Below are 23,388 nucleotides of genomic sequence, written 5' to 3' on the forward strand. Positions count from 1 at the left end.
TCAGATGAAGGAAGAGGAAAACAATGACAAAAGTACGTGTACGTTACGCGCCAAGTCCAACAGGACATTTACACATCGGGAATGCTCGGACGGCTTTATTCAATTATTTGTTTGCTCGTCACAATGACGGTGAATTTATTATCCGAATCGAAGACACCGATCAAAAAAGAAACATTGAAGATGGTGAAAAAAGCCAGCTTGAAAACTTGCAATGGTTAGGGATGGATTGGGACGAATCACCTGAAAATCCAGGGGAATATGGGCCGTATCGTCAATCAGAACGCGGCGATATCTACCAACCACTGGTCGATCAATTGCTCGCAAGTAATCGTGCGTATAAGTGTTATTGTACGGAAGAAGAGTTGGAAGCCGAACGCGAAGGCCAAAGAACGCGTGGCGAAATGCCTCATTATGCAGGGAAATGTGCCAACTTAACACCGGAAGAGCAAGCCGAAAAAGAAGCACAAGGCTTGAAACCAGTGATTCGTTTCCGTGTCTCTCGCAATACTGAATACAAATTCCATGACATGGTCAAAGGCGAGATCGTTTTTGAATCAGATAATGTCGGTGGCGATTTTGTCATCCAAAAACGTGATGGCATGCCGACCTACAACTTTGCAGTAGCAGTGGATGACCATCATATGAAAATCACCCATGTGTTGCGTGGAGATGACCACATCGCCAACACACCAAAACAGTTGATGATCTATGAAGCATTTGGCTGGCAAGCACCGGAATTCGGGCATATGACGTTGATCATCAATAGCGAAACTGGGAAAAAATTAAGCAAACGGGACGAATCGATTCTGCAATTCATCGAGCAATACCGTGAATTGGGTTATTTGCCAGATGCTATGTTCAACTTTATTGCACTTTTAGGCTGGTCACCAGTTGGGGAGGAAGAAATTTTCTCTCAAGAAGAATTGATCAAAATCTTTGATCCTGAACGGTTGAGCAAATCACCAGCTGCCTTCGATGCCAAGAAATTGGAATGGGTCAATAACCAATACATGAAACAAATGGATTTGGATGAATTGACGGCAATGTGCGTTCCTTACTTGGTAAAAGCTGGCCGCATCGAAGAAACATTGACCGAAGAAAAAGCTGCTTGGTTGAAAAAAATCGTATCCTTGTATCAACCACAAATGAGTTTTGCGGCTCAAATCGTCGATCTTTCGGAATTGTTCTTCGAAGAACATCCTGAATTAGATGATGCAGCCAAAGAAGTCTTGGCAGGGGAAACCGTACCGACGGTTTTAACAGCATTTAAAGAAAAATTGCTGGCGATGCCAGTCGTAGAAGCTGCAGCAGTCAAAGCAGCTATCAAGGAGATCCAAAAAGAAACAGGCATCAAAGGCAAGAATTTATTCATGCCGATCCGAGTGGCAGTCTCAGGCCAAACCCATGGACCAGAACTACCGGATACCGTTGAATTATTAGGGAAAGAAAAAGCCCTTGATCATTTGAATAACGTGTTATAAACACAGCGAATAGACGAAGTACTAGCCGATTTTTTTCAGAGAGGCCACGGAAGGTGAGAGTGGTCAAAAAAGGCTAGGAAATGCACCTAGGAGTGGCTTTGGCGCAAGTCAAAGACGAAGCAGCGGACGTTACCCGCTTGAAGGCAGTGCCGAACTGCGAACAAAAGTGGGACCACGCAAAAAAGCGTCTTTTGAATAAGGAAACTTATTTGAAAGACGCTTTTTTCGTATCAAGAAGTTTGGATAAAGCAGGTGAGAAGATGACTTGGTTCAAAAAAGCAATTGCGGCAACAAAAAAACACGATCCGTCGGTGCGATCAACGTTGGAGATCATCATCACGTATCCGGGATTCCATGCCTTATTTTGGCATCGTTGGGCGCACTTTTTGTTTCAGCATCGCTGGTATTTTTTGGCAAAACTGACGGCCCAGTTTTGGCGTTTCTTGACCGGGATCGAGATTCATCCTGGTGCCCAGATCGGTCAAGGGGTCTTTATCGATCATGGGATGGGGGTCGTGATTGGGGAAACGGCGATCATTGAAGATGATGTCGTCTTGTTTCACGGAGTCACCCTGGGGGGAACCGGCAAAGAGCGGGGCAAGCGTCATCCCACGGTTAAAACCGGTGCGTTTCTCTCAGCCCATGCGCAGATCTTAGGTCCTGTCACGATCGGTGAGCGTGCAAAGATCGGCGCCAATGCAGTGGTTTTGAAGGATATCCCCGCAGAAGCAACTGCTGTCGGCATCCCGGCAAAGATCGTTCGAATCAAAGGAAAGAAGGTTACCCACGATGATTAAAATCTATAATACGCTGACACGAGAAAAAGAAGTGTTTCAGCCATTGGAAGAAAAGAAAGTAAAAATGTATGTTTGCGGACCCACCGTCTATAACTATATCCATATCGGGAATGGCCGCAGTACTGTTTCATTTGATACCGTACGTCGTTATTTCGAATACCGCGGCTATACAGTGGACTATTTGATGAATTTTACCGATGTCGATGATAAAATCATTCGTGCAGCAAAAGAATTAGGTACGACGGCCCCAGAAGTGGCAGAGCGTTTTATCAACGCCTTCAATGAAGATACTGCAGCGCTGAATGTCAAACCTGCTACGATGAATCCTCGTGTGATGGATCATATTGAAGACATCATTGCCTTTATTGCTGCTCTTGTAGAAAAAGGCTATGCCTATCCAGTCAATGGCGATGTTTATTACCGTACCCGTAAATTTGCTCACTATGGGCAATTAAGCGACCAATCCATCGACGAGCTGGAAGTCGGCGCAAGCCAGCGAACCGGTGAAGAACAAAAAATCAAGGAAGATCCGTTGGATTTTGCTTTGTGGAAAGCGGCAAAAGGCGATGAGATCGCTTGGGAATCTCCTTGGGGAGCCGGCCGTCCCGGCTGGCATATCGAATGCTCGGTGATGGCGACCAAACACCTAGGCGAGACCATCGATATTCATGGAGGCGGACAAGACTTGACCTTCCCTCATCATGAAAATGAGATCGCCCAAAGCGAGGCAAAAACCGGCAAGACCTTTGCCAACTATTGGATGCATAATGGCTATGTGACGATCGGTGAAGACGAAGAAAAAATGAGTAAGTCGCTGGGCAACTTCGTCACGGTGCATGAGATGGTCAAAAAAGTTGATCCACAGGTGCTGCGTTTCTTTTTGGCAACGACTCAGTACCGCCGACCAATCAAATACAGCGAGACTACCTTGCATGAAGCACAAACCAATCTGCAAAAATTGCGTACGACCTATGAAAATGCCAAATTCCGCTTGAATAGCAGTCACTATCAAGCCAGCGATGAGGAAGTCAATGCACCGGTTCTGGAAGAATTTGAAGAACGTTTCATCAAAGAAATGGACGATGATTTCAACGCGGCTAATGGGATCACAGTGGTCTATGAATTGGCGAAGTGGCTGAACTTAGCTAGCGAAGACCCAGAAACAGACTTGGCTTTATTAACCGCTGGATTAGCCAAGTTCAGCGAATGGCTGACGATTTTCGGGATTTATTTTGTATCAGAAGAATTGCTAGATGAAGAAATCGAACAGCTGATCAATGAACGAATCGCCGCCCGCAAAGCCAAAGATTTTGCCCGCAGCGACCAAATCCGTGATGAGTTGAAAGAACAAGGGATCATCTTAGAAGATACCCCGCAAGGAACCCGATGGAGACGAGAAATATGAGAGATTATAAACAATTGAATGGTTTGGCATTGGCCTATGTGGGGGATGCGGTCTATGAAGTCTATATTCGCGATTATTTAGTCGCCCAAGGCCAAACCCGACCAAACCAACTGCACCATATGGCGACCCACTATGTATCTGCCAAGGCCCAAGCAGCGTTGATCCAAAAGATGTTGGATGAAGAGATCTTGACCGAAGAAGAACATGATTTTTATCGCCGCGGCCGTAATAGTAAAAGTCATACGGGTGCCAAAAATGCCGATGTCACGACGTATCGCATCGCTACTGGCTTTGAATCGCTGATCGGGTATTTGCACCTCACGCAGCAAAAAGAACGCTTAGACGAGCTGGTAGACTGGTGTATAAAGAAAGTAGGAGAAGAAGATGCGAGAAAAACCGCAAAGAAAGCGTCCAAATAAAAAAACAGCTGGCCAATCAGAAGCTAGAAAAGAAAATAGACCGGATCGCCGCAAAGAAGCCGAGGGAGAAGCCATCGAAGATAATTTTGTCTTTGGCTATCATGCGGTTGCTGAAGCCTTGAAAGAAGGGCGAGGCAACAAGCTGTTTCTTTCTGAAGAGGCAAGGGGAGAAAAGATCGATCGTCTGAAAGAAATGGCACGGGAACAGGCAGTTCCTGTCAAATGGGTGCCAAAACAAAAGCTGGATACGATGAGTGACCAAGGGGTCCATCAAGGCATGATCTTGGCGATCACCCCTTACCAGTATTTGACCTTGGATGAATTGTTGGCCCAAACGAAAGAACAGCCGCTGTATCTGATTTTAGATAATCTAGAAGATCCCCATAATTTCGGCTCCATCATGCGAACCGCTGATGCCAGCGGCGTAGACGGGATCATCATTCCGAAACACCGTGCGGTGGGGATCACGCCGATCGTGGTGAAAACATCGACCGGCGCAGTGGAACATATCCCTGTGGCTCGAGTGACCAACTTGACCCAAGCAGTCCAGCAGCTGAAAAAAGCTGGTTTTTGGATCTTCGGTACTGATATGAGCGGCAGTGATTACCGTACATGGAATGCCCAAGGGGCGGTCGGTTTGATCATCGGTAACGAAGGTCGCGGCATGGGGGAAGGTTTGAAAAAAGAAGTGGATCAAATGCTGACGATCCCAATGACCGGGCACGTGCAGAGCTTGAACGCCAGTGTGGCGGCAGGCTTGTTGATGTATCAGGCCTTTACTAGCCGAAATGGGGCATCCCAATGAAAACCCCTTTGCTGATCGTGGATGGCTACAATATGATTGGCGCTTGGCCGGAGCTGGTTCTTTTGAAAAATCAGGACCGTTTAGAAGATGCGAGAGAAGCTTTGCTGAACCGGCTATCGAATTATGCAAAATATGAAGGCTTGAGAATCATCGTTGTTTTTGATGCCCAACTGGTGCCTGGTGTGACACAAAGTTACACCAAATATCAGCTGGAAGTTATTTTTACCGAAGAAGGAGAGACCGCCGACAGCTACATTGAACGAATCGCTGGTGAGTTAAACAATCGATTGACGCAAGTCACCGTCGCTACCAGCGATTTAGCCGAACAGTGGGTGATCTTCTCTCAAGGTGCCTTACGAACTTCGGCACGGGAATTGTACAAAAGCGTGGAAAAAACGGAAAAAGACATCCACGAGCATCAAACCGATTTGCGGTTTGAAAATTTCCGGCGCAATTCCCCTTGGTCACCGGAACAATTAGCTGAACTTGAAAAGAAATTGCGCGACCTTAGTTAGGGACAAAGTTGGTCTGGTAAATTAGAATATGTCCCAGCCATTTATGATACGCTCCTTTTGTAGCAAATGAAGCAAAAACAAAAGGAGTGATATCGATGCGCAGGGAAGAAGGACAAGTATCACACCCTTCTGATAGATTTGAAGAGTTGTTCAGAAAATATCGACCGATCGTTGAGATTTTGCATAAAAAATATTATCTGCGGGATTATGACTTAGATGATTGGCTGCAAGAAGGCCGGATCGTTTTTAATAAGTGTCTAAAGACTTACGATCAGGACAAAGGAACGACGCTGGGTATCTTGTTTAAGCGATCCTTTGAAAACCGTATCTGCAGCTTGTTGCGGGCGCAGCATGCCCAAAAACGCAAAGCCCAAGTCGATGCCTGCTCGCTGGAAGAAAAGCTTTCACAAGAAGGCAATCGGTTTTTGACCGATCATAATCGCTGTGCGGAAACTGCAGAGACCTATTTGTTTGTTAATGAATCGTTGGTAGAGTATCCGAAAAGTTTATCGTCTTTAGAAAGAATGGTTATAATGAATTATTTAAAAGGATTAGAACTTGATCAGATTGCGGCTCAAGAAAAGCTGTCTTACGAAAAAATAAAAAGCGCTTTCAGCCGCGGTAGGACAAAATTGATAGCGCTTATCAAAGACGTTTAACAAAAATCTTATTGAAAGTAGAATTATTTTATGGTAAACTTGAAATTTTCTGCATTTCGTGGTATAATGATGCTCGAGGTGAATGCGATGCCAACAACTTTAGCTACAATCAAGAAAGATTTAGAAGGCCGTATCGGTAGTGAGATTATGCTAGTTGCTCAGACTGGACGTAAGCGTCAAACTGAACGTCGCGGCGTTTTGACAGAAACTTATCCTTCAGTTTTTGTTGTAGATTTGGATCCAAACGAGAATTCATTCGAGCGGGTTTCTTATAGTTATTCAGATATTTTAACCAGAACTGTTGAGATTGAATTTTTATCGGAAGCTGTTTGAAACAAAAAGAGTTGACACTTTGTTGACTCTTTTTTGGTTCAACAAGATAAGGAGTGATGGGATGGCGTTTTTTCTAAAAGAGTTAGGGGAAATGACTGGGGTGGAGTTTTATCAACTTGCCCGTTTGCGCACAGCAGTTTTTGTGGTGGAACAAGCGTGTGCGTATCAGGAGATCGATGTGATCGATGCACAGGCCAAACATTTATGGGCCCTTGATGAGGACGGGCAGGTCGTTTCATACGCCCGTATTTTCCAGCAGGAACAAACGGTGCATTTTGGTCGGGTCATTGTGGCACCGGCATACCGGGGGCAAAAAGAAGGCCATCGTCTGATCAAAGAAGTTTTGCATCGCATTGAGCAGTGTTATCCGGCTTTGCCTATTGAGATCGAAGCACAAGCCCACTTAGAAAAATTCTACGGCCAGTATGGCTTTAAAACCATTACACCGCCTTTTTATGAAGACGGGATCCTGCATGTCGGGATGAAAAAAGAAGCAAGCACAGCGACTCTCTAGAGAGGTTCGCCGTGCTTGCTTCTTTTAGCGCTATGATTGATGGATCGGATGAATCCGAATTGCTTCTTTTGTCCTTAATGACAAAGAGCCGGTTTCTTATCTGATCGTATCGTCCAATGATGTTGGACGTGGATCAACGGTGTTGGCAGTAGGCGTTTGCGCTTTTAAAAGATCACGAATCTCTTCTAAATAATCCTCTGCAGTGATTTCTGGTACTTCGTCTTCCTCAGGTTGTTGTTTCAGATTGCGTAATTTGTTCACTGCTTTGACAATCAAGAACAAGACAAATGCGGTAATCAAGAACGTAATAATGGCAGTGATGACGCGGCCAAAATCAAAGACTACATTTTTGGCGGGTTCAAAGACCAAGCCAGAAAAGGCATCGGCGTTACCGAAGAGTGATAAGATCCATGAAACCAATGGTGTCAGCAATCCTTCAACTAAACTAGTGACGATTGCGGTGAAGGCACTCCCGATCACGACCCCGATCGCCAAGTCAATGACGTTTCCTCGTAAAATAAATTCTTTAAATTCTTTAATCATCCTGTATCCTCCCTTCTAAATCTTACTGACAGTATAGCGAAAAATGCAAGATTTATAAAAAAAAACGCTCGCTGCAGCAGGTTTGATCAATGAGCCAAGGAGAAAGTTTGTCAGCTATGCTATAATTGAAGAGATAATTTTGCTTCTAGAAGGGGTGTCACATGTCTATTGAATTAAAAAAAGGTGTTCGGTTAACGGTGCTGCCGACCAAAAAGTATAAAACGATCCGTTTTTTCGTTCGGTTCACTGCACCATTGCAGGCCGAAATGACCGCCAAACGGACTTTATTGACTAGTTTATTAGAAACGACTAGTTTGGCTTATCCGACGCAGACCGCATTTAGCAGTCAACTGGCGGAGCTTTACGGTGCCAGCTTTGGAATGAATGTCAACAAACGGGGCAATCTGCATCAAATCAATGCAGCGATGTCCTTTGTCAACGGGAAGTATGTGTCAGATGAAGCAGTCTTGCCGCAAGCAGCCGCTTTTTTAGCAGAAGTTTTGTTCCATCCGAATGCCCACGAGGAGCAATTTGAGGAAAAGAACTTTACCATCGAAAAGCACAACTTGATCGCCTATATGAACAGCGTGGCAGAAGATAAGCAAGCATTGGCTTCTTTAGGGCTGCAAGAGTTGTATTTCGAAAACGATCAGAATCAGAAGTATCCGAGCTTTGGCCGTCCCCAAGACTTAGAAGCTGTGACCGCAAAAGAGCTTTACCAAACCTATCGCTCAATGATGGACAATGACCAAATCGATCTTTTTGTGATCGGCGATGTGGTTGAAGCAGAAGTCGCGGAGATTTTCCAGAACATGGCCTTTACCGATCGGCCAGACCAAGCAATACCGGTCTTTTATCAGCAAGCGGCGGAAAATATCATTCGCGAGAAAATCTTGCGGGAACCAATCATTCAAGCCAAATTGAACTTAGGCTATCATACTGGCGTGTATTATGACCAAGCCGAGCGGATCGCCTTTATGGTCTTCAACGGGTTGTTTGGCGGATTCCCTCATTCAAAACTGTTTATGAATGTCCGAGAGAAAGAAAGTTTGGCTTATTATGCTTCCAGCAGTATCGATACGTTTCGCGGGTACTTGTCGGTCCAAACAGGAATCGACGGCAAAAACCGCGACAAGGTCTTCAAATTGATCGAACAACAGCTGCAAAGCTTGCAGCGTGGCGAAGTCACAGCGGAAGAACTGGCACAAACAAAAGCGATGTTGAAAAACCAGTACTTGCTTTCGTTGGATAACCCACAAGCACTGATCGAAACAGCCTATCTGAATCAGTGGGTACCGAATACGAAAATGACGGAAGATGAATTTATGCAGAAATTGGCTCAAGTGACCGTAGCAGATGTCCAAGCATTGGCCAAAAACGTGTCCTTGCAAGCTGTATTCTTCCTGGATAAGGAGACGACCCATGAATAAAAAAGTCTATCAGCAAATCAATGAGACCCTTTATGAAGAAGTATTGCCAAACGGCTTGAAAGTTTATTTGCTGCCAAAAGCCGATTTCCATAAAACTTACGGACTTTTCAGTACGAACTATGGCTCTGTCGACAATCATTTCGGGTTTTCACCCGAAGCATTGCATCAAGTTCCAGATGGCATTGCCCATTTTCTAGAGCACAAACTGTTTGAAAAAGAAGACGGCGATGTCTTTCAAACCTTTGGTCAGCAGGGGGCTTCTGCCAATGCCTTTACCAGTTTCACGAAAACCAGCTACCTTTTTTCGGCAACCGATCAAATCAAGCTGAACCTTGAAACGTTGATCGATTTCGTTCAAGCCCCGTATTTCACAGAAGAAACCGTCGAAAAAGAAAAAGGGATCATTGGCCAAGAAATCCAAATGTATGATGACGATCCGAACTGGCAGCAGTTTTTCGGCATCATCAAAAATTTGTATCCGAAGCACCCCCTGCATATCGATATCGCTGGTACGGTGGAAAGCATTGCGCAGATCACCGCAGAAGACTTGTATCTTTGCTACAATACCTTCTATCACCCAAGCAACATGACACTTTTTGTGGTAGGCAACATCGATCCGGAAGAAACGATGGCGTGGATTCGGACCAATCAAGCGGCCAAGACCTTTCCAGAAACGCAAGCGATCATTCGCCAGTTTCCTGAAGAAACCTTTGCCGATATTCAAGCAGAATCAAGCCTTACCATGCCAGTGACACGTGCTAAAGGCGTGTTAGGGATCAAAGGGGACTTGAACAAACTGCCGGAATCAGGAAGAGAGCTCTTACGCTTCAAAAATGCGTTGAACCTTTTCTGCCAATTGGTTTTAGGCAATACTTCCGCCAATTATTTGCGTCTGTATGATCAAGGCATCATCGATGACACGTTTGGATTTGAAGTGAACTTGGATCGCGGCTTTTACTTTGCCGATTTCTCGGGGGATTCTGAAGAGCCAAAAGAAATGTTGGCAGAGATCGAAGCGATCTTAATGAATTTCCAGCACGACCCAGAGATTAATGAAGAAAACTTGACGTTATTGAAGAAGAAAATGCTAGGGAAATATTTCCAATCACTGAACTCATTGGAGTTTATTGCAAACCAGTTTACCCAAAGCTTATTCGGTGAAACGACGCTCTTTGATCTACCGGAGGTGATCCAATCGATCACTTTGGAAGATGTTCAGCAAGCGGCTCGTTCCTTTATCGATCCTAAAGCGTTTAGCCGTTTTTACATGTATCCAACGGAAAAAGCCTAAGCGAAGGCTGGTTTTGTCAAACAGCTGTCATTTAAGCGACACTGAATGATTCAAGGAGGAAGGCCCAACAGCTCAAGGGCTGCCCAACTCCTAGATCATTCAGTGTTTTCTTTTTGCGTCAAAGGGTGGTTTTTTCTTGCATTTTGATGCCAATTTGGCGAAAAGTATTAAAATTTGTTTGCGAGTTGTGGTTAGGCTATCCTCAGACTTTTTCTTTTATGGTATTCTTTAATTATTGAAGCAAAATCTTTTTTTGTTTTTTTGCAAAAAATCACGGAAAAAATGTTATATTTAGTAGACGGCGCGCCCAGATGGAAATCGGCGTGACGGAGTTTTTTTTATTGACTGATACAGGGAACCCCTGTTTTAAAATGATAGAGCAGCTTTGCTGACCTTACGACAAGCAGCGCAGCGATTTTAGGGCTTTTTTTAAAGATGAATAAAAGACTGGAGTAGATGATCGAGTGGCCAACGAAACAACGATTGGAGCAAAATTACGGCAAGCCCGTTTAGATAAGAACATTTCATTGATTGAATTACAACAAATGACAAAGATCCAAAAACGCTATTTAGAAGCAATTGAAGCGGAGCGTTTTGATCAATTGCCAGGCACTTTTTATGTCCGCGCGTTTATTCGCCAATATGCAGCAGCGGTTGGAGAAGACGGCGACAAATTGGTGGCCGTTTTTGATGGCAAAGATACGTTAGACGCCCCCTTACCAAAAAGACCGCAGCCTGAAACCGTCAGCGGCTCACGAAAAGCACAGCACGTAGAAGAAAAAAGCGGCTCATTTGTCGTCCGCTATTTGCCGATGATTCTATTAGGCCTGGTTGCCATTACGATCGTGAGTATCGTGGGCTACATGGCTTGGCAAGACCGTAATACAACACCGATGATCCAAGGGAGTTCTTCTCTCGTGGTAGAAAATTCGGCGTCTACAGCTTCCACCACGACAAGTACGGAAGAAACCAGTACTTCGAGTGAAGCGACGGAGTCCTCAAGTACGACGGAATCCAGCGAAGCGAAAATGACGATGACGGCTAGCGATTCCACGCAATCCTCGATCACGATCACGATGAAAGATGCGGAAAAACCTATTGAATTGGCATTTACTGGGCTAGATGCTTCTTGTTGGGTCGGTGTACAAGTTGACAATGCTTATGTGTACCAATACACTCTACAAGCAGGGGAAACGCAATCAATGACGCTGCCAGAAGGCGCCACGAATGCGACTTTGACCCTGGGAGCAAGCCAAAATATCTCCATCAAGGCCAATGGACAGGAAGTGGACTTTTCTGATCCGCAATTTGAATTGTTACAAAAGACGGTCCGTCTCGTGATTGAATACCAAGACGATGCGGCATAAATCTGACAAATGCGCCTTATTGAGGTATCATTAGCTAAAAAGTTATCTGTTGCACCCGACTGGTGAAAAGCAGAAGTAGTGGCATGATTTGCCGTTATTTCGTACAATAGTCGGCAGAGAGGAGTCTATTTCGTGAATTTACCCAATCAATTAACTGTATTACGAATCATTATGATCCCCATCTTTATTTTGGTCTTGGTTTTGCCGATCGATCTTGGCACGATGACCGTTGGTACGACACAATTAGAAAACACGCACCTTATTGCAGCGATCCTTTTTGCGGCAGCCAGCATTACGGACTGGCTAGATGGCAAGATCGCTCGTTCCAGAGGCCTTGTTACCAACTTCGGGAAGTTTGCTGACCCGTTAGCAGATAAAATGCTCGTCATGACGGCTTTTATCATGCTGGTCGAATTAAACAAAGCCCCAGGCTGGGTAGTTTCGATCATCGTTTGCCGTGAGTTGGCAGTGACAGGTTTACGCTTGTTGTTAGTGGAACAAAGCGGCGAAGTCATGGCTGCTGCGTGGCCGGGGAAAATCAAAACCGCGACACAAATGGTTGCGATCATTTTCTTGTTCTTGAACAACATTCCCTTTTCAATGATCGGTTTACCTGTCGATCAAATCATGTTGTATCTATGCTTGATCTTCACGATCTATTCCGGGGTCGATTATTTCATAAAAAATACGAATGTTTTTAAAGATTCTATGTAAAATTTCTAGATCTAGATAAAGAAGCGATAAAAACAAGGATACAAGTCACGAAAGTTCAGAAGTTTTCTGGACTTTTTTTGTCAATATGAAAGACTTTTACGTATCTGATAAATGAAGGAGTAAAAGAATGAAAGCAGAAATTATTGCAGTCGGGACCGAATTACTTTTAGGACAGGTGGTGAATACGAACGCGACCTTCTTGTCAGAAGAACTGGCAAGTCTAGGGATCGATGTTTTTTATCATAGTGTTGTCGGGGACAACCCCAATCGCTTAGAGGAATTGCTGACGATCGCCGACAAACGCAGCGACTTGATCGTGCTGTGCGGCGGCTTAGGGCCCACCGACGATGACTTGACGAAACAAGTCACTGCGCGCCATGTGGGACAGGAATTAGTGCGAGATGAACCAGGTTATCACCAATTGAAAGCCTTCTTTGAAAACAGTCAACGGAGGATGACGGAAAACAATTTGCGGCAGACCTTAGTCTTCAAAGACGGTGTGTCTTTGCCAAATCCCAATGGACTAGCGATCGGGATTTTTTATCAGACAGCCGCTACCAGTTATTTGCTGCTGCCAGGACCGCCAAGTGAACTGCAGGCGATGTTTCTTACCCACGCAAAACCACTTCTGTTAGAGCAGTTTCCCCAAGAAGAAGTCTTGCTTTCTCGCGTTTTGCGCTATTACGGGATCGGGGAATCGGCGTTGGTCACAGAATTGGCCGATTTGATCGAGAACCAAGTCAATCCCACCATCGCCCCTTATGCCAAACCCAATGAGGTCACATTGCGTCTGACGGTCAAAACCGCAGATGAGGCGCAAGGAATCAAACAATTGGATGCATTAGAAGAAACCGTCCAAGCACGGGTCGGTGCGTATTTCTATGGATATGGGGAACAAAATTCGCTGGCAGAAACAGTCGTCGATCTACTAATCGAGAAAAAGAAAACCGTCACCGCAGCGGAAAGTTTGACCGCTGGTTTGTTTCAAGCGACCTTAGGAGGGATTCCTGGCGTCTCTGAGGTGTTTCCCGGTGGGTTCGTGACATATTCTGCTGGAACAAAAAGCAAGCTCTTAGGCATCGATTCAGCGCTTTTAGAAAGCTATGGGACTGTTAGTCAGGAGTGTGCGGAAGCAATGGCCGTCTATGCCCGCAAACAAGCAGAGACCGATTATGCGGTGGCCTTCACCGGTGTTGCTGGTCCAGACGAACTAGAAGGCCAGCCCAAAGGCACTGTTTGGATCGCCTTAGCTTCTGACAAAGGCGTCTCAAGCCAGCTGTATCACTTCAACCGCGACCGCGCCTATATTCGGCATAGTGCTGTCATGGCAGGCTTAAATCAAATACGTAAGGAATTATTAAATTAATGCGAATGTTTGTTCGTTTTTTCTTGCAATTTCCCTTCAGAAGGACTATTATTATCTTATGAACGACACACGAAAGTGATGAATATAAGGAGGATTATCCGTTTGGCAGATGATCGTAAAGCAGCCTTAGATGCTGCACTAAAGAAGATTGAAAAGAACTATGGTAAAGGTGCCATCATGAAGCTTGGCGAAAAAGTTGATCAACAAATTTCAACGATCCCAAGTGGTTCATTGGCCTTGGATGTTGCATTAGGTGTAGGTGGTTACCCACGAGGACGGATCGTAGAAGTTTACGGCCCAGAAAGTTCTGGTAAAACGACAGTTGCTTTACATGCCATTGCGGAAGTCCAAAAAAATGGCGGTACAGCAGCATTTATCGATGCCGAACATGCGTTAGATCCTCAGTATGCGCAAAAATTAGGTGTAAATATCGATGATCTTTTGTTATCACAACCAGATACAGGGGAACAAGGATTAGAGATCGCTGACGCCTTAGTTTCAAGTGGTGCGGTTGATATCGTAGTTATTGACTCGGTAGCAGCTTTAGTCCCACGGGCGGAGATCGATGGTGAAATGGGTGATACCCACGTTGGTTTGCAAGCTCGTTTGATGTCACAAGCATTACGGAAACTTTCTGGTTCCATCAACAAAACGAAAACGATCGCGATCTTTATCAACCAAATTCGCGAAAAAGTTGGGATCATGTTTGGGAATCCAGAAACGACACCTGGTGGACGTGCGTTGAAATTCTATTCAACCATCCGTTTGGAAGTACGTCGTGCTGAGCAATTGAAATCCGGTACAGATATCATCGGGAACCGCACGAAGATCAAAGTAGTCAAAAACAAAGTAGCGCCACCATTTAAAGTAGCGGAAGTCGACATGATGTATGGTCTAGGTATTTCCCAAGAAGGTGAATTATTGGATATGGCCGTGGAACAAGACATCGTCGATAAAAGCGGTGCGTGGTATGCCTATAAAGGGGATCGTATCGGTCAAGGTCGTGAAAACGCCAAAAACTATATGCGTGAACACCAAGAAATGATGCTAGAAGTTTCTGCTCGCGTCCGCGATGCTTACGGGATTGGAACAGGAGAGACCGTAACCCTCGAGGAAGCGCAAGAAGAATTACCATTAGACGAATAAGTCTTGAAAAAGCCAAACAACCTCGTTGTTTGGCTTTTTTGTGGCTTTTTGCTAGATTCATCTATTGTTGAAAAAACATCCGTAAAAAGGAAGGGTTGCGAAAGTTTACTTTATTATTTAAAGTTGACACTCTTGTGTTCAAACATTAGAATAAACGTATGTGGATTTCCACATAAGAAGTAGCGAATTGATAATTTTGTTATCCTTTGTTAATCAAAATTACAAAATATTTAAAAAGATAGTATGGAGGTGGATTCATTGGAACTACTTTACATTCTCCTCGCTATCATCGGTTTAATTGTCGGTCTTGGATTAGGAGTTTATGTGACGAAATCTCGTCATGAGAAAGAAATCAACGGCGCCCAAAATTCTGCAGCTGGAATTATCGAAAGCGCTAAGAAAGAAGCAGAAACTCTTAAAAAAGAAGCATTGTTAGAAGCTAAGGAAGAAAATCAGAAGTATCGGTCAGAGATTGAAAGTGAGTTGAAAGAAAGCAAACTTGATTTAAAATCACAAGAAAATCGTTTACTCCAAAGAGAACAAGTACTTGATCGTAAGGACGATTCTTTGGAAAAACGAGAACGCTCACTTGAAGATAAAGAAGGCAGACTTAGTGAGAAACAACAATTAATTGACGAGCGAGAAAAAGAAGTAGAAAACTTAATCGATGGACAACAGAAAGAATTAGAGCGCATCGCCGCGCTGTCTAGAGATGAAGCAAAAGAGTTGATCATGAAATCAACGGAAGAGGAATTGAACCATGAATTAACGATCATGGTCAAAGAATCTGAACAGCGTGCGAAGGAAGAAGCAGATCGAAAAGCAAAAAATCTCTTGTCCCTAGCAATCCAACGTTGTGCCGCAGACCAAGTGTCTGAAACCACGGTATCGGTTGTATCATTACCAAATGATGAGATGAAAGGTCGAATCATCGGAAGAGAAGGTCGGAACATTCGGACCCTTGAAACCTTGACAGGGATCGATTTGATCATCGATGACACGCCAGAAGCAGTCGTCTTATCAGGATTTGATCCGATTCGCCGTGAAATTGCTCGTATGACCCTTGAAAAACTGATTCAAGACGGCCGGATCCATCCAGCTCGAATTGAAGAAATGGTCGAAAAATCTCGGAAAGAAATGGATGAGCATATTCGTGAATATGGGGAACAAGCAGCCTTTGAAGTCGGTGCTCACACCCTTCATCCAGACTTGATCAAGATTTTAGGTCGTTTGCGTTTCCGTACCAGCTACGGACAAAACGTCTTGAACCACTCGATCGAAGTCGCAAAACTAACCGGTGTTCTTGCCGCAGAATTAGGTGAAGATATCCAGTTAGCCAAACGTGCCGGACTCTTGCATGATATTGGGAAAGCCCTTGACCATGAAATCGAAGGCTCTCACGTTGAGATCGGGGCTGAGTTAGCTGCCAAATACAAAGAAAATGGTGTGGTGATCAATGCGATCGCTTCTCACCATGGAGATGTTGAAGCAACATCGGTTATCTCTGTTTTAGTTGCAGCCGCAGATGCCTTGTCAGCAGCCCGTCCAGGTGCCCGCAGCGAATCATTGGAAAATTATATTCGCCGCTTGCAAAACCTAGAAAATATTGCCAACGGCTTCAAAGGTGTCGATTCCAGTTTTGCCGTCCAAGCCGGACGTGAAGTCCGTGTAATGGTCAAACCAGAAGAGATTTCTGATTTGGATGCTGTACGATTGGTTCGCGACATCCGCAAGAAGATCGAAGACGATTTGGATTACCCAGGTCATATCAAAGTAACCGTTATTCGCGAGACCCGCGCAACGGATTACGCCAAATAGCAAGCAAAAGCAGTATCCTCTCAGAGGGTACTGCTTTTTTTGTGTGGCTGACTGTTAATAAGGACGACTGAGTTGTTCAAAATCAACTGTGCTTTTCATCAGTCCCATAAATGATTGAGCCTTTTTTGTTCGTCGGCAGCCAAACGCCGGGAAAGCAAAAGGATGAATCGTTAGCGACAGAGGCGAAAAGAGGAAGGATCGATCCAGCATCATCTCGAGAGGGGGGGATTGAAAGATAAAACAGACCCAGACTTCTCGGTGAAGTCTGGGTCTGTTTTGTCTTTTTCACGTCTATACGTCCATCAAATCTTGCGTCGACGGGCAAAGTCCACAAAGCGGAATTTATCCAGTCGGTGGATCGATTCGGTGTATTCAAAACAGCGCGTGTCTTCTAGATACACGAGGCTGCGAACCGTAACGACATGCTGATCTTCAGGACGCAGATCCATTAGATCCCGCAATTCTTTGTTGACGGGGTCAACAGTGATTTCTTTTTGTGCATAAGCGATCTCAAGGCCAAGATCATTTTCAAAGTAATCAAAAATCGATACTTTCGCTCGGTTTTCTGGCAACTCTTCGATGATAGAAGCATCAAGGTAATCTTTATCCAAAATCACCACTTCTCCATCGATTCTCCGCTGACGGATCAGTTTCCATGCCTCAGAAGCGACAGGCCAACCAGTGGTCTCGTGCAGCTTTGGCGAAACGGCGATCTTACGGATCTCGACAACCTTTGTTTCACTAGGAATGCGTTGGGTATCTTGCAGCTCACGAAAACTCGTCAAGCCGGAAATCGGGAAATCAAAGCGATTCAAGTCTAAAACGATCGAACCTTTCCCTTGTTTCTTTTGGATATAACCAGCATCCCGCAATAAATTCAATGCCTTACGGACAGTCTCGCGGGAGACACCATAAGTTTTGATCAATTGGTTTTCGCTAGGCAGCAAAGAATGCGGAGGGTATTCGTTTGCTAGAATTTTTTGTTCTAAATCTAAAAATATCTCTTTGAACTTGTTCATCGGATTGCCCCCTCTTTGGCTATTATAGCGAGGCCAATTTGGAAATGCAATCGACTATTTCGCCAAAAGTTCGTCAATGTTTAGATCCGTCAATTTTTCAACGATCACATCTGCACCGTGTAGTTCTTCTCCTGAATAAACGCCTACCGCGTACATACCAGCAGCTTTGATGCCGTCGATCCCTGCTTGAGCATCTTCAAACCCAACTGCTTCTGCCGGTTCAATGCCTAGTGCTAGCGCTGCTTGGATAAAGATTTCTGGATCTGGTTTGCCTTTTTTCAAGGTTGCTGGGTCAACGATCGTATCAAAGTCTTGCATGACACCTAGTTTGTCCAAAATAAACGGCGCATTCTTGGATGCCGAAGCGATGGCACAAGGAATATTTTTTGCTTTGGCTTCATCAAGGAACGTCTTTACCCCCGGCAATAGATCATCAGGAGTCAAGCTTTGTAATAATTGTACATAGTGGGTATTTTTCTTCGTCGCTAAGGCTTCTTTTTCGACTTCTGTGTAGGCATCATTTTTGTTGCCTAGTGTTAAGATTCGCTCTAAAGAATCCATGCGGCTAATGCCTTTTAACTGCTCATTGAATTTCAAATCGATCTCGATCCCAATCTCCGCAGCTAATTCTTTCCATGCGATGTAGTGGTATTTAGCTGTATCCGTGATAACGCCGTCTAAATCAAAAACAAATCCTTTTTTCATGTGTAACACTCCTTTTAGTAAGTAATCGTTGCTTCTTTCTTTGCTTCTAGAGAAACTTGGTGCCCATTCACTAAGATCGTGACTGGCTGATCAGCGGTGATCGTCAATGTTTCATGTGTAACATTCAATGCAAAGCGGGTGCCGCGAACTTCTAGCTGAAAGGCTAAGCTGTCCCAAGCTTTTGGTAAGTTTGGTGTGATCTGCAGTTGCTCTTCTCGAATATCAATCCCAGCAAAAGTGGTTAACGGAATAAACAACGTAGCGGCCATGACACCGGCGTGAATGCCTTCTGCTGTAGTACCGCCTTGGATATCACGATAATCAGAAGAGAGGGCTTCTTGGTATAACGACCAAGCCAATTCCTGATCATCCACCATTGCCGCTAACTGAGCGTGAACGATCCGCGACAAAGTCGAGCCGTGGGAGGTGCGAGCCAAATAATAATGGAGATTTTTTTCAATATAGTCTGTTGGCAGTTGGTAAGAAAGATCCGCCAAAATTTGATTGACTTGCTCTTTTGAGAAATTATAGAAAATCATCAAACTATCGGCTTGTTTCGCGACTTTGTAGCTGTCAGCACTCTTGCCTTCAGCGTTTAGGATGCGATCCATCCGATAAATGTTGCCATATTTCTCTTTATAATGGGCCCAATCCAGATCTTCCAACTGGAAGTACCCTTCAAACTGTGCGATGATGCCTTCGTGATCGATCTCTAAGCCTATTTTGGTACGAATATCTGCCATAGCAGCAATATCCGCGGGGGTTAAAGCCGTTTTCTCCAATACTGCTTGGAAGCTCTCTGCTGATAGTTGTTGTTGGAGGTTCTCGATCTCTTCAAACAACCATACTACCATCATATTGGTATAGGCGTTGTTTTTCAAGCCGCCTTGTTCACTATTTGGGTAGCTTTCATGAAATTCATCTGGTCCCATGACTTTATCGATAAAGTAACGTTGAGCAGTATCATCCCAGGTGGCAGCACTTTGCCAGAAATGGGCGACTTCTAACATCAATTCTAATCCATATTGTTCCATAAAGGGACGGTCTTGTGTGTTGTGCCAATATTGCCAAATGTTATAAGCGATCGCTAAGGAGACGTGGCGCTGCAAGCGACTGTGGTCTTCTTTCCATTCGCCGCTGATAGGGTTCAAATGCAGTTCTTGGGATTGCTCACTGCCATCCAATCCTGATTGCCATGGGAACATGGCGCCTTGGTAACCGGCTTTTTGGGCGTCTTTTTTGGCAGCAGCTAAGCGGCGGTAGCGATACAGCAAAATTTCTTTGGCGGTGTCAGGAAAATGTAGAATGTAAAAGGGTAAGATAAACAGTTCATCCCAGAAAATATGACCGCGATAGGCTTCACCATGTAGGCCACGGGCAGTGATACTGGCATCTAAGGAATCCTGATAAGCATTCGGTGCTGCGGAGACCAGCAGATGATACGTATGCAGATTCAGCATTTTTTGTGACATCAAGTCACCAGTGACTTCGATGGCCGCTTTCGCCCATAATTCAGCCCATGCTTGTTTTGAGGCGGTATACATCGTCGCAAAATCAGGTAATGCTAAGGAAGAAAACGTAAATGCCGGTTGCGGATCCTCTTGCCGATAAGCGGCAGCAGTGACTGATTTTTCGACCCGATAAGTTTGTCCCTCCGTCACCTCAAGGGCTACTTGCTGACGGACGAGCTGGTCGTTTGTTTCAGCTTGTAGCTCAGCCAATGGCAGGTCCTGTGAAAACAGTTCAGAGGATTGGACAACGGTAATCTGTGATTGGTTAGTGGTGACCACTAAATGCGCTTTGTTTTGTTCAGCTGCTGTCTCTTTCACGGTCAAATGCTGGTTGGTTAAGCTACGGTAACGAGCGACGTTATAGTTATAGACCGATCCGTCGGCTTCACTGACGAAAGTAACGGTGCCGGAAAAGTTCAGCGGGGTAAACTGATAGACCAAGCTGTATTGGTGAACGTCTTGCATATTGGCGATTTTCTTCGTTTCGATTCGCAGACGCTTTTGTTTTTTTGTTTCAATTTCTGCCACTGATTGGAACAAGCCGGTCTTCAGATCTAATGTCCGTTTAAAGGAAAGAAGCTGATTGTTGGCGATGTCGATCACTTCATCATCGATCTTCACGTACATTTTTTGCAGATTCGGTGCATTGACGAAGTCTTCATTGCTGATGGTATGACCAGAAACATCAGATTCCACCGTATTGTAAAGACTTGCTAAATACAGCCCTGGATAGTTCGCTTCACAAATGGTCATCTCAGGCGTCGTGCCTCGCAGCCCTAGATAGCCGTTGCCGACGGTTAAAAGTGACTCCACCGAGTATTCATCTTTACCAGGGGTGTAGCCATAGTATTCGAGGTTCCAAGGAATTTCAGCACTTTTTTCTTCATACTGTTCTTTCGTAGTGCAAATAAAGGGACGATTCAATTTTTCTGTCAACCATTGGTCCAGTGAAAAAGTCCCTTCTTCATTCGTAAACACCAGCGATTCAGAGACGATCCCGCCACCTTCCATTTTCTGCAGCTGCGCGGTCAGTGCAGCAACTCGTTCACTGTCTGTCCCAGAAAACGGATAGGTCGTACCGGTTTGATCCGTTAACAGCCATTCTTCCTTAGACAATATAATCGTATTCACAATAGTTGTCCTCCTTTAAACTTGTCTATACATGCAAAATGATTATAACGTAAGTTGTAAGCTATTTCAATTTATCTCACCTGTTTTTTTATTCTTTTTTGTCGAGGGGACAGTAAATAAAGTTGTTGCCGATATTATTTTATAGCAATGAGTAATTTTAAAAATCGTTTATTTATCAAGGTTTTAATACGGTACCTTTTTTATTCACTTGTATTGTTTATGGAAAAAGTTGAAAAAGTTGGTTTGAAACGCTTGCATTCTTAAATGTATCCAGTTATGATTAGTGCGTAATTAAAACATATATATACAAGTGTATATGAAAGGGGTTTATCAATTATGGGGAAGTATCGTGATGATGCTGAGAAGCTGCTGGAGTACGTCGGCGGCAAAGAAAATATCGCTGCAGTAACACATTGTGCGACACGGATGCGTTTTGTTTTGAACGATCAGTCAAGGGCAGATGAGAAGGCAATCGAAGAGATTCCAAGTGTCAAAGGGATGTTTACGAATGCGGGACAATTCCAAGTCATTATTGGCAATGATGTCTCAACGTTTTACAATGACTTCAGCGCAGTCTCAGGAATTGAAGGCGTTTCGAAGGATGAAGGAAAAGCGATAGCGAAGAAAAACCAGAATCCGCTCCAACGGGCGATCGCTGTTTTGGCCGAGATCTTCACACCGATTATTCCAGCAATTATTGTAGGGGGACTTATTTTAGGGTTCCGAAATGTATTAGGTGAAATTGATTTTGGTAATGGGACGATCGTTTCAAATTCTGTTTTTTGGAATGGCGTCAACGATTTCTTATGGTTGCCGGGAGAAGCGATTTTCCACTTCCTACCAGTGGGAATCACCTGGAGTATCACGCGTAAGATGGGAACGACGCAAATCTTAGGGATCATTTTAGGGATCACATTGGTTTCTCCTCAGCTGCTGAATGCCTATGCGGTTGCAACGACGGCACCTGGCGATATTCCATTCTGGGATTTCGGGTTTGCCCAAATCGATAAGATCGGTTACCAAGCGCAAGTCATTCCTGCCATGTTAGCCGGATTTATGTTGGCGTATCTGGAGATCTTCTTTAGAAAATATATTCCAGAAGCTGTGTCAATGATTTTTGTGCCGCTATTCTCACTGTTGCCAACGATTTTTGCAGCCCACGTGATTTTAGGGCCGATCGGTTGGTGGTTAGGGGATATTATTTCAAACTTTGTAAATACAGGATTGACCTCTTCTGTTAGCTGGTTATTCAGTCTCCTCTTCGGGGCCTTTTATGCACCATTAGTAATCACCGGCTTGCATCATATGACCAATGCGATCGATATGCAGTTGATTTCTTCTTTCGGTACGACCAATCTATGGCCGATGATCGCTCTATCAAACATCGCGCAAGGTTCAGCTGTTTTAGCTGTGATCTTCTTGCACCGTGGGAACGAAAAAGAAGAGCAAGTTTCTATCCCAGCAACGATCTCTTGTTACTTAGGGGTTACAGAACCTGCTATGTTCGGGATCAACTTGAAATATGTCTATCCATTTGTAGCGGCAATGGTGGGTTCAGGTCTTGCAGGCATGTTCAATAATTTGATGGGCGTACGTGCCAATGCCATTGGTGTGGGTGGTCTGCCAGGGATTTTAGCGATCAACGGAACAGAAGGTGGCGGTTGGTTAGCCTTTGGTATCGCGATGCTGATTGCGATCGTGGTTCCTTTCATCTTGACGATCGTATTCCGCCGTCAAGGGATCTTTAATAAGATCGATCCAGCAACACCAGCAACGGACGCTGGGTATGCCACTGGGTTAGCAACAGCTGGTGCTGGAGCTAACGGAACTGCTGCATCGGTTGAACCAATGACTTCCACTGGAACTACTGCAACAGCGACAGAAGAAACCCTTTATGCCCCAGCTGATGGGAAAGTAGTTGCCATCACTGAAGTTTCTGATCCTGTCTTTTCTCAAAAAATGATGGGTGACGGCTTTGCTGTTCAGCCAACGAACGGAACGATTTATGCTCCTGTTGCAGGTACGATCTCTAGCATTTTTGAAACGAAACATGCAATCGGGATTTTAACGCCTGGTGGCGCGGAAGTTCTCGTCCACATGGGCTTAGATACTGTGGAATTAAAAGGTGCGCCATTTGAGGTCCTTGTTTCTGAAGGTGACACGGTCACACCAGAAACGAAGATTGCAGTGATGGATCTAGACGCAGTGACCGCAGCTGGCAAACAGACAGATGTTTTAACAGTCATCACGAATGCCGAAAAAGTGCGTCAGCTTTCATTGACGACCACAGGCACAGTGACAGCCAAAACAGCGGTTGGTTCAGCTGAATTAAACTAAAAAAATAATCCGTTTCCGAGAGCGCCCTTTGACTAAGAAAAGGGATCGGAAGCGGATTTTTTTATGGCTGCCCTCAAGGGAG

General features: G+C 44.6%; 21 protein-coding genes and 1 other annotated feature. Of the genes, 17 read left to right on the top strand and 4 right to left on the bottom strand.

Features of this window, described 5'->3' with window-relative positions; translation table 11 throughout:
• The first annotated feature begins 23 nt into the window (after positions 1-23).
• The 9 genes from gltX to CXM95_RS00160 all read left to right on the top strand — a co-directional run bounded on the left by gltX (position 24) and on the right by CXM95_RS00160 (position 6,928).
• Positions 24-1,481: a glutamate--tRNA ligase gene (gene gltX, locus CXM95_RS00120; protein ID WP_086372485.1), complete on the top strand. Its 1,458-nt coding sequence runs from the start codon at positions 24-26 to the stop codon at positions 1,479-1,481.
• Positions 1,478-1,676, top strand: a binding site (T-box leader). (Overlaps the previous gene by 4 nt.)
• A 65-nt stretch (positions 1,677-1,741) precedes the next feature.
• Positions 1,742-2,278 (top strand): serine O-acetyltransferase EpsC, encoded by a 537-nt coding sequence (gene epsC, locus CXM95_RS00125; protein ID WP_061054472.1) that lies wholly within the window; start codon positions 1,742-1,744, stop codon positions 2,276-2,278.
• Positions 2,271-3,683, top strand: a complete 1,413-nt coding sequence (gene cysS / locus CXM95_RS00130; protein WP_016619443.1) for a cysteine--tRNA ligase — start codon at positions 2,271-2,273, stop codon at positions 3,681-3,683. Before epsC ends, cysS begins: the two co-directional genes overlap by 8 nt.
• Entirely contained in the window at positions 3,680-4,102 is a 423-nt protein-coding gene (locus tag CXM95_RS00135; protein ID WP_005232904.1) for a Mini-ribonuclease 3, read from the top strand. The genes cysS and CXM95_RS00135 overlap by 4 nt, the downstream gene beginning before the upstream one ends.
• Positions 4,068-4,907, top strand: a complete 840-nt coding sequence (gene rlmB / locus CXM95_RS00140) for a 23S rRNA (guanosine(2251)-2'-O)-methyltransferase RlmB (protein WP_005232903.1) — start codon at positions 4,068-4,070, stop codon at positions 4,905-4,907. Before CXM95_RS00135 ends, rlmB begins: the two co-directional genes overlap by 35 nt.
• Positions 4,904-5,422, top strand: a complete 519-nt coding sequence (locus tag CXM95_RS00145) for an NYN domain-containing protein (protein ID WP_005232902.1) — start codon at positions 4,904-4,906, stop codon at positions 5,420-5,422. The genes rlmB and CXM95_RS00145 overlap by 4 nt, the downstream gene beginning before the upstream one ends.
• A 95-nt stretch (positions 5,423-5,517) precedes the next feature.
• Positions 5,518-6,081, top strand: a complete 564-nt coding sequence (locus tag CXM95_RS00150) for a sigma-70 family RNA polymerase sigma factor (RefSeq protein WP_005232901.1) — start codon at positions 5,518-5,520, stop codon at positions 6,079-6,081.
• Positions 6,082-6,168: 87 nt separating this feature from the next.
• Positions 6,169-6,414: a Veg family protein gene (locus CXM95_RS00155; protein WP_005226417.1), complete on the top strand. Its 246-nt coding sequence runs from the start codon at positions 6,169-6,171 to the stop codon at positions 6,412-6,414.
• A 61-nt stretch (positions 6,415-6,475) separates the two neighbouring features.
• The gene (locus tag CXM95_RS00160) at positions 6,476-6,928 is read left to right on the top strand and encodes a GNAT family N-acetyltransferase (protein WP_086298923.1); all 453 of its coding nucleotides are present in this window, start codon (positions 6,476-6,478) and stop codon (positions 6,926-6,928) included.
• Between the two features lie 96 nt (positions 6,929-7,024).
• Here CXM95_RS00160 and mscL read toward each other — a convergent pair whose 3' ends face one another.
• Positions 7,025-7,471: a large conductance mechanosensitive channel protein MscL gene (gene mscL / locus CXM95_RS00165; protein WP_005232898.1), complete on the bottom strand. Its 447-nt coding sequence runs from the start codon at positions 7,469-7,471 to the stop codon at positions 7,025-7,027.
• A gap of 161 nt (positions 7,472-7,632) precedes the next feature.
• On the opposite strand from mscL, the gene yfmF reads away from it, so the two are divergent.
• From yfmF to rny, 7 genes are all read left to right on the top strand, one after another.
• Entirely contained in the window at positions 7,633-8,901 is a 1,269-nt protein-coding gene (gene yfmF, locus CXM95_RS00170; protein WP_005232897.1) for an EF-P 5-aminopentanol modification-associated protein YfmF, read from the top strand.
• Positions 8,894-10,192 carry an EF-P 5-aminopentanol modification-associated protein YfmH gene (gene yfmH, locus CXM95_RS00175; protein WP_005232896.1) on the top strand — a complete coding sequence of 433 codons (1,299 nt, stop codon included), beginning with the start codon at positions 8,894-8,896 and terminating at the stop codon, positions 10,190-10,192. The genes yfmF and yfmH overlap by 8 nt, the downstream gene beginning before the upstream one ends.
• Positions 10,193-10,656: 464 nt before the next feature.
• The gene (locus CXM95_RS00180; RefSeq protein ID WP_101698724.1) at positions 10,657-11,559 is read left to right on the top strand and encodes a helix-turn-helix domain-containing protein; all 903 of its coding nucleotides are present in this window, start codon (positions 10,657-10,659) and stop codon (positions 11,557-11,559) included.
• Positions 11,560-11,691: 132 nt separating this feature from the next.
• Positions 11,692-12,273 carry a CDP-diacylglycerol--glycerol-3-phosphate 3-phosphatidyltransferase gene (pgsA, locus tag CXM95_RS00185; RefSeq protein WP_042890631.1) on the top strand — a complete coding sequence of 194 codons (582 nt, stop codon included), beginning with the start codon at positions 11,692-11,694 and terminating at the stop codon, positions 12,271-12,273.
• Between the two features lie 127 nt (positions 12,274-12,400).
• Positions 12,401-13,639, top strand: coding sequence for a competence/damage-inducible protein A (locus CXM95_RS00190; RefSeq protein ID WP_005232893.1), 1,239 nt, complete (start codon positions 12,401-12,403; stop codon positions 13,637-13,639).
• 102 nt (positions 13,640-13,741) lie between these two features.
• Positions 13,742-14,785, top strand: a complete 1,044-nt coding sequence (gene recA / locus CXM95_RS00195) for a recombinase RecA (RefSeq protein ID WP_008376737.1) — start codon at positions 13,742-13,744, stop codon at positions 14,783-14,785.
• Between the two features lie 243 nt (positions 14,786-15,028).
• On the top strand, positions 15,029-16,603 hold the full coding sequence (gene rny, locus CXM95_RS00200; RefSeq protein ID WP_005232891.1) for a ribonuclease Y: 1,575 nt from the start codon (positions 15,029-15,031) through the stop codon (positions 16,601-16,603).
• A 302-nt stretch (positions 16,604-16,905) separates the two neighbouring features.
• On the opposite strand, the gene treR is transcribed toward rny, so the two are convergent.
• From treR to CXM95_RS00215, 3 genes are read right to left on the bottom strand one after another with little or no spacing between them, the layout of a single operon-like run.
• On the bottom strand, positions 16,906-17,622 hold the full coding sequence (treR, locus tag CXM95_RS00205) for a trehalose operon repressor (RefSeq protein WP_005226457.1): 717 nt from the start codon (positions 17,620-17,622) through the stop codon (positions 16,906-16,908).
• 54 nt (positions 17,623-17,676) lie between these two features.
• Positions 17,677-18,327, bottom strand: coding sequence for a beta-phosphoglucomutase (gene pgmB, locus CXM95_RS00210; protein ID WP_005232889.1), 651 nt, complete (start codon positions 18,325-18,327; stop codon positions 17,677-17,679).
• A 14-nt stretch (positions 18,328-18,341) separates the two neighbouring features.
• Positions 18,342-20,969, bottom strand: coding sequence for a glycoside hydrolase family 65 protein (locus CXM95_RS00215; RefSeq protein WP_101698725.1), 2,628 nt, complete (start codon positions 20,967-20,969; stop codon positions 18,342-18,344).
• A gap of 336 nt (positions 20,970-21,305) precedes the next feature.
• Here CXM95_RS00215 and treP point away from each other — a divergent pair, with 336 nt between their 5' ends.
• Entirely contained in the window at positions 21,306-23,306 is a 2,001-nt protein-coding gene (treP, locus tag CXM95_RS00220) for a PTS system trehalose-specific EIIBC component (protein WP_101698726.1), read from the top strand.
• The last annotated feature ends 82 nt before the right edge of the window (positions 23,307-23,388 follow it).

It is taken from the genome of Enterococcus sp. CR-Ec1, assembly GCF_002850555.1.
GTDB lineage: Bacteria > Bacillota > Bacilli > Lactobacillales > Enterococcaceae > Enterococcus_D > Enterococcus_D entomosocium.

Coding starts and splice junctions, on each gene's coding strand:
- gltX (WP_086372485.1), top strand. CDS start 24: ATGACAAAAGTACGTGTACGTTACGCGCCAAGTCCAACAGGACATTTA.
- epsC (WP_061054472.1), top strand. CDS start 1,742: ATGACTTGGTTCAAAAAAGCAATTGCGGCAACAAAAAAACACGATCCG.
- cysS (WP_016619443.1), top strand. CDS start 2,271: ATGATTAAAATCTATAATACGCTGACACGAGAAAAAGAAGTGTTTCAG.
- CXM95_RS00135 (WP_005232904.1), top strand. CDS start 3,680: ATGAGAGATTATAAACAATTGAATGGTTTGGCATTGGCCTATGTGGGG.
- rlmB (WP_005232903.1), top strand. CDS start 4,068: ATGCGAGAAAAACCGCAAAGAAAGCGTCCAAATAAAAAAACAGCTGGC.
- CXM95_RS00145 (WP_005232902.1), top strand. CDS start 4,904: ATGAAAACCCCTTTGCTGATCGTGGATGGCTACAATATGATTGGCGCT.
- CXM95_RS00150 (WP_005232901.1), top strand. CDS start 5,518: ATGCGCAGGGAAGAAGGACAAGTATCACACCCTTCTGATAGATTTGAA.
- CXM95_RS00155 (WP_005226417.1), top strand. CDS start 6,169: ATGCCAACAACTTTAGCTACAATCAAGAAAGATTTAGAAGGCCGTATC.
- CXM95_RS00160 (WP_086298923.1), top strand. CDS start 6,476: ATGGCGTTTTTTCTAAAAGAGTTAGGGGAAATGACTGGGGTGGAGTTT.
- mscL (WP_005232898.1), bottom strand. CDS start 7,471: ATGATTAAAGAATTTAAAGAATTTATTTTACGAGGAAACGTCATTGAC.
- yfmF (WP_005232897.1), top strand. CDS start 7,633: ATGTCTATTGAATTAAAAAAAGGTGTTCGGTTAACGGTGCTGCCGACC.
- yfmH (WP_005232896.1), top strand. CDS start 8,894: ATGAATAAAAAAGTCTATCAGCAAATCAATGAGACCCTTTATGAAGAA.
- CXM95_RS00190 (WP_005232893.1), top strand. CDS start 12,401: ATGAAAGCAGAAATTATTGCAGTCGGGACCGAATTACTTTTAGGACAG.
- rny (WP_005232891.1), top strand. CDS start 15,029: ATGGAGGTGGATTCATTGGAACTACTTTACATTCTCCTCGCTATCATC.
- treR (WP_005226457.1), bottom strand. CDS start 17,622: ATGAACAAGTTCAAAGAGATATTTTTAGATTTAGAACAAAAAATTCTA.
- pgmB (WP_005232889.1), bottom strand. CDS start 18,327: ATGAAAAAAGGATTTGTTTTTGATTTAGACGGCGTTATCACGGATACA.
- treP (WP_101698726.1), top strand. CDS start 21,306: ATGGGGAAGTATCGTGATGATGCTGAGAAGCTGCTGGAGTACGTCGGC.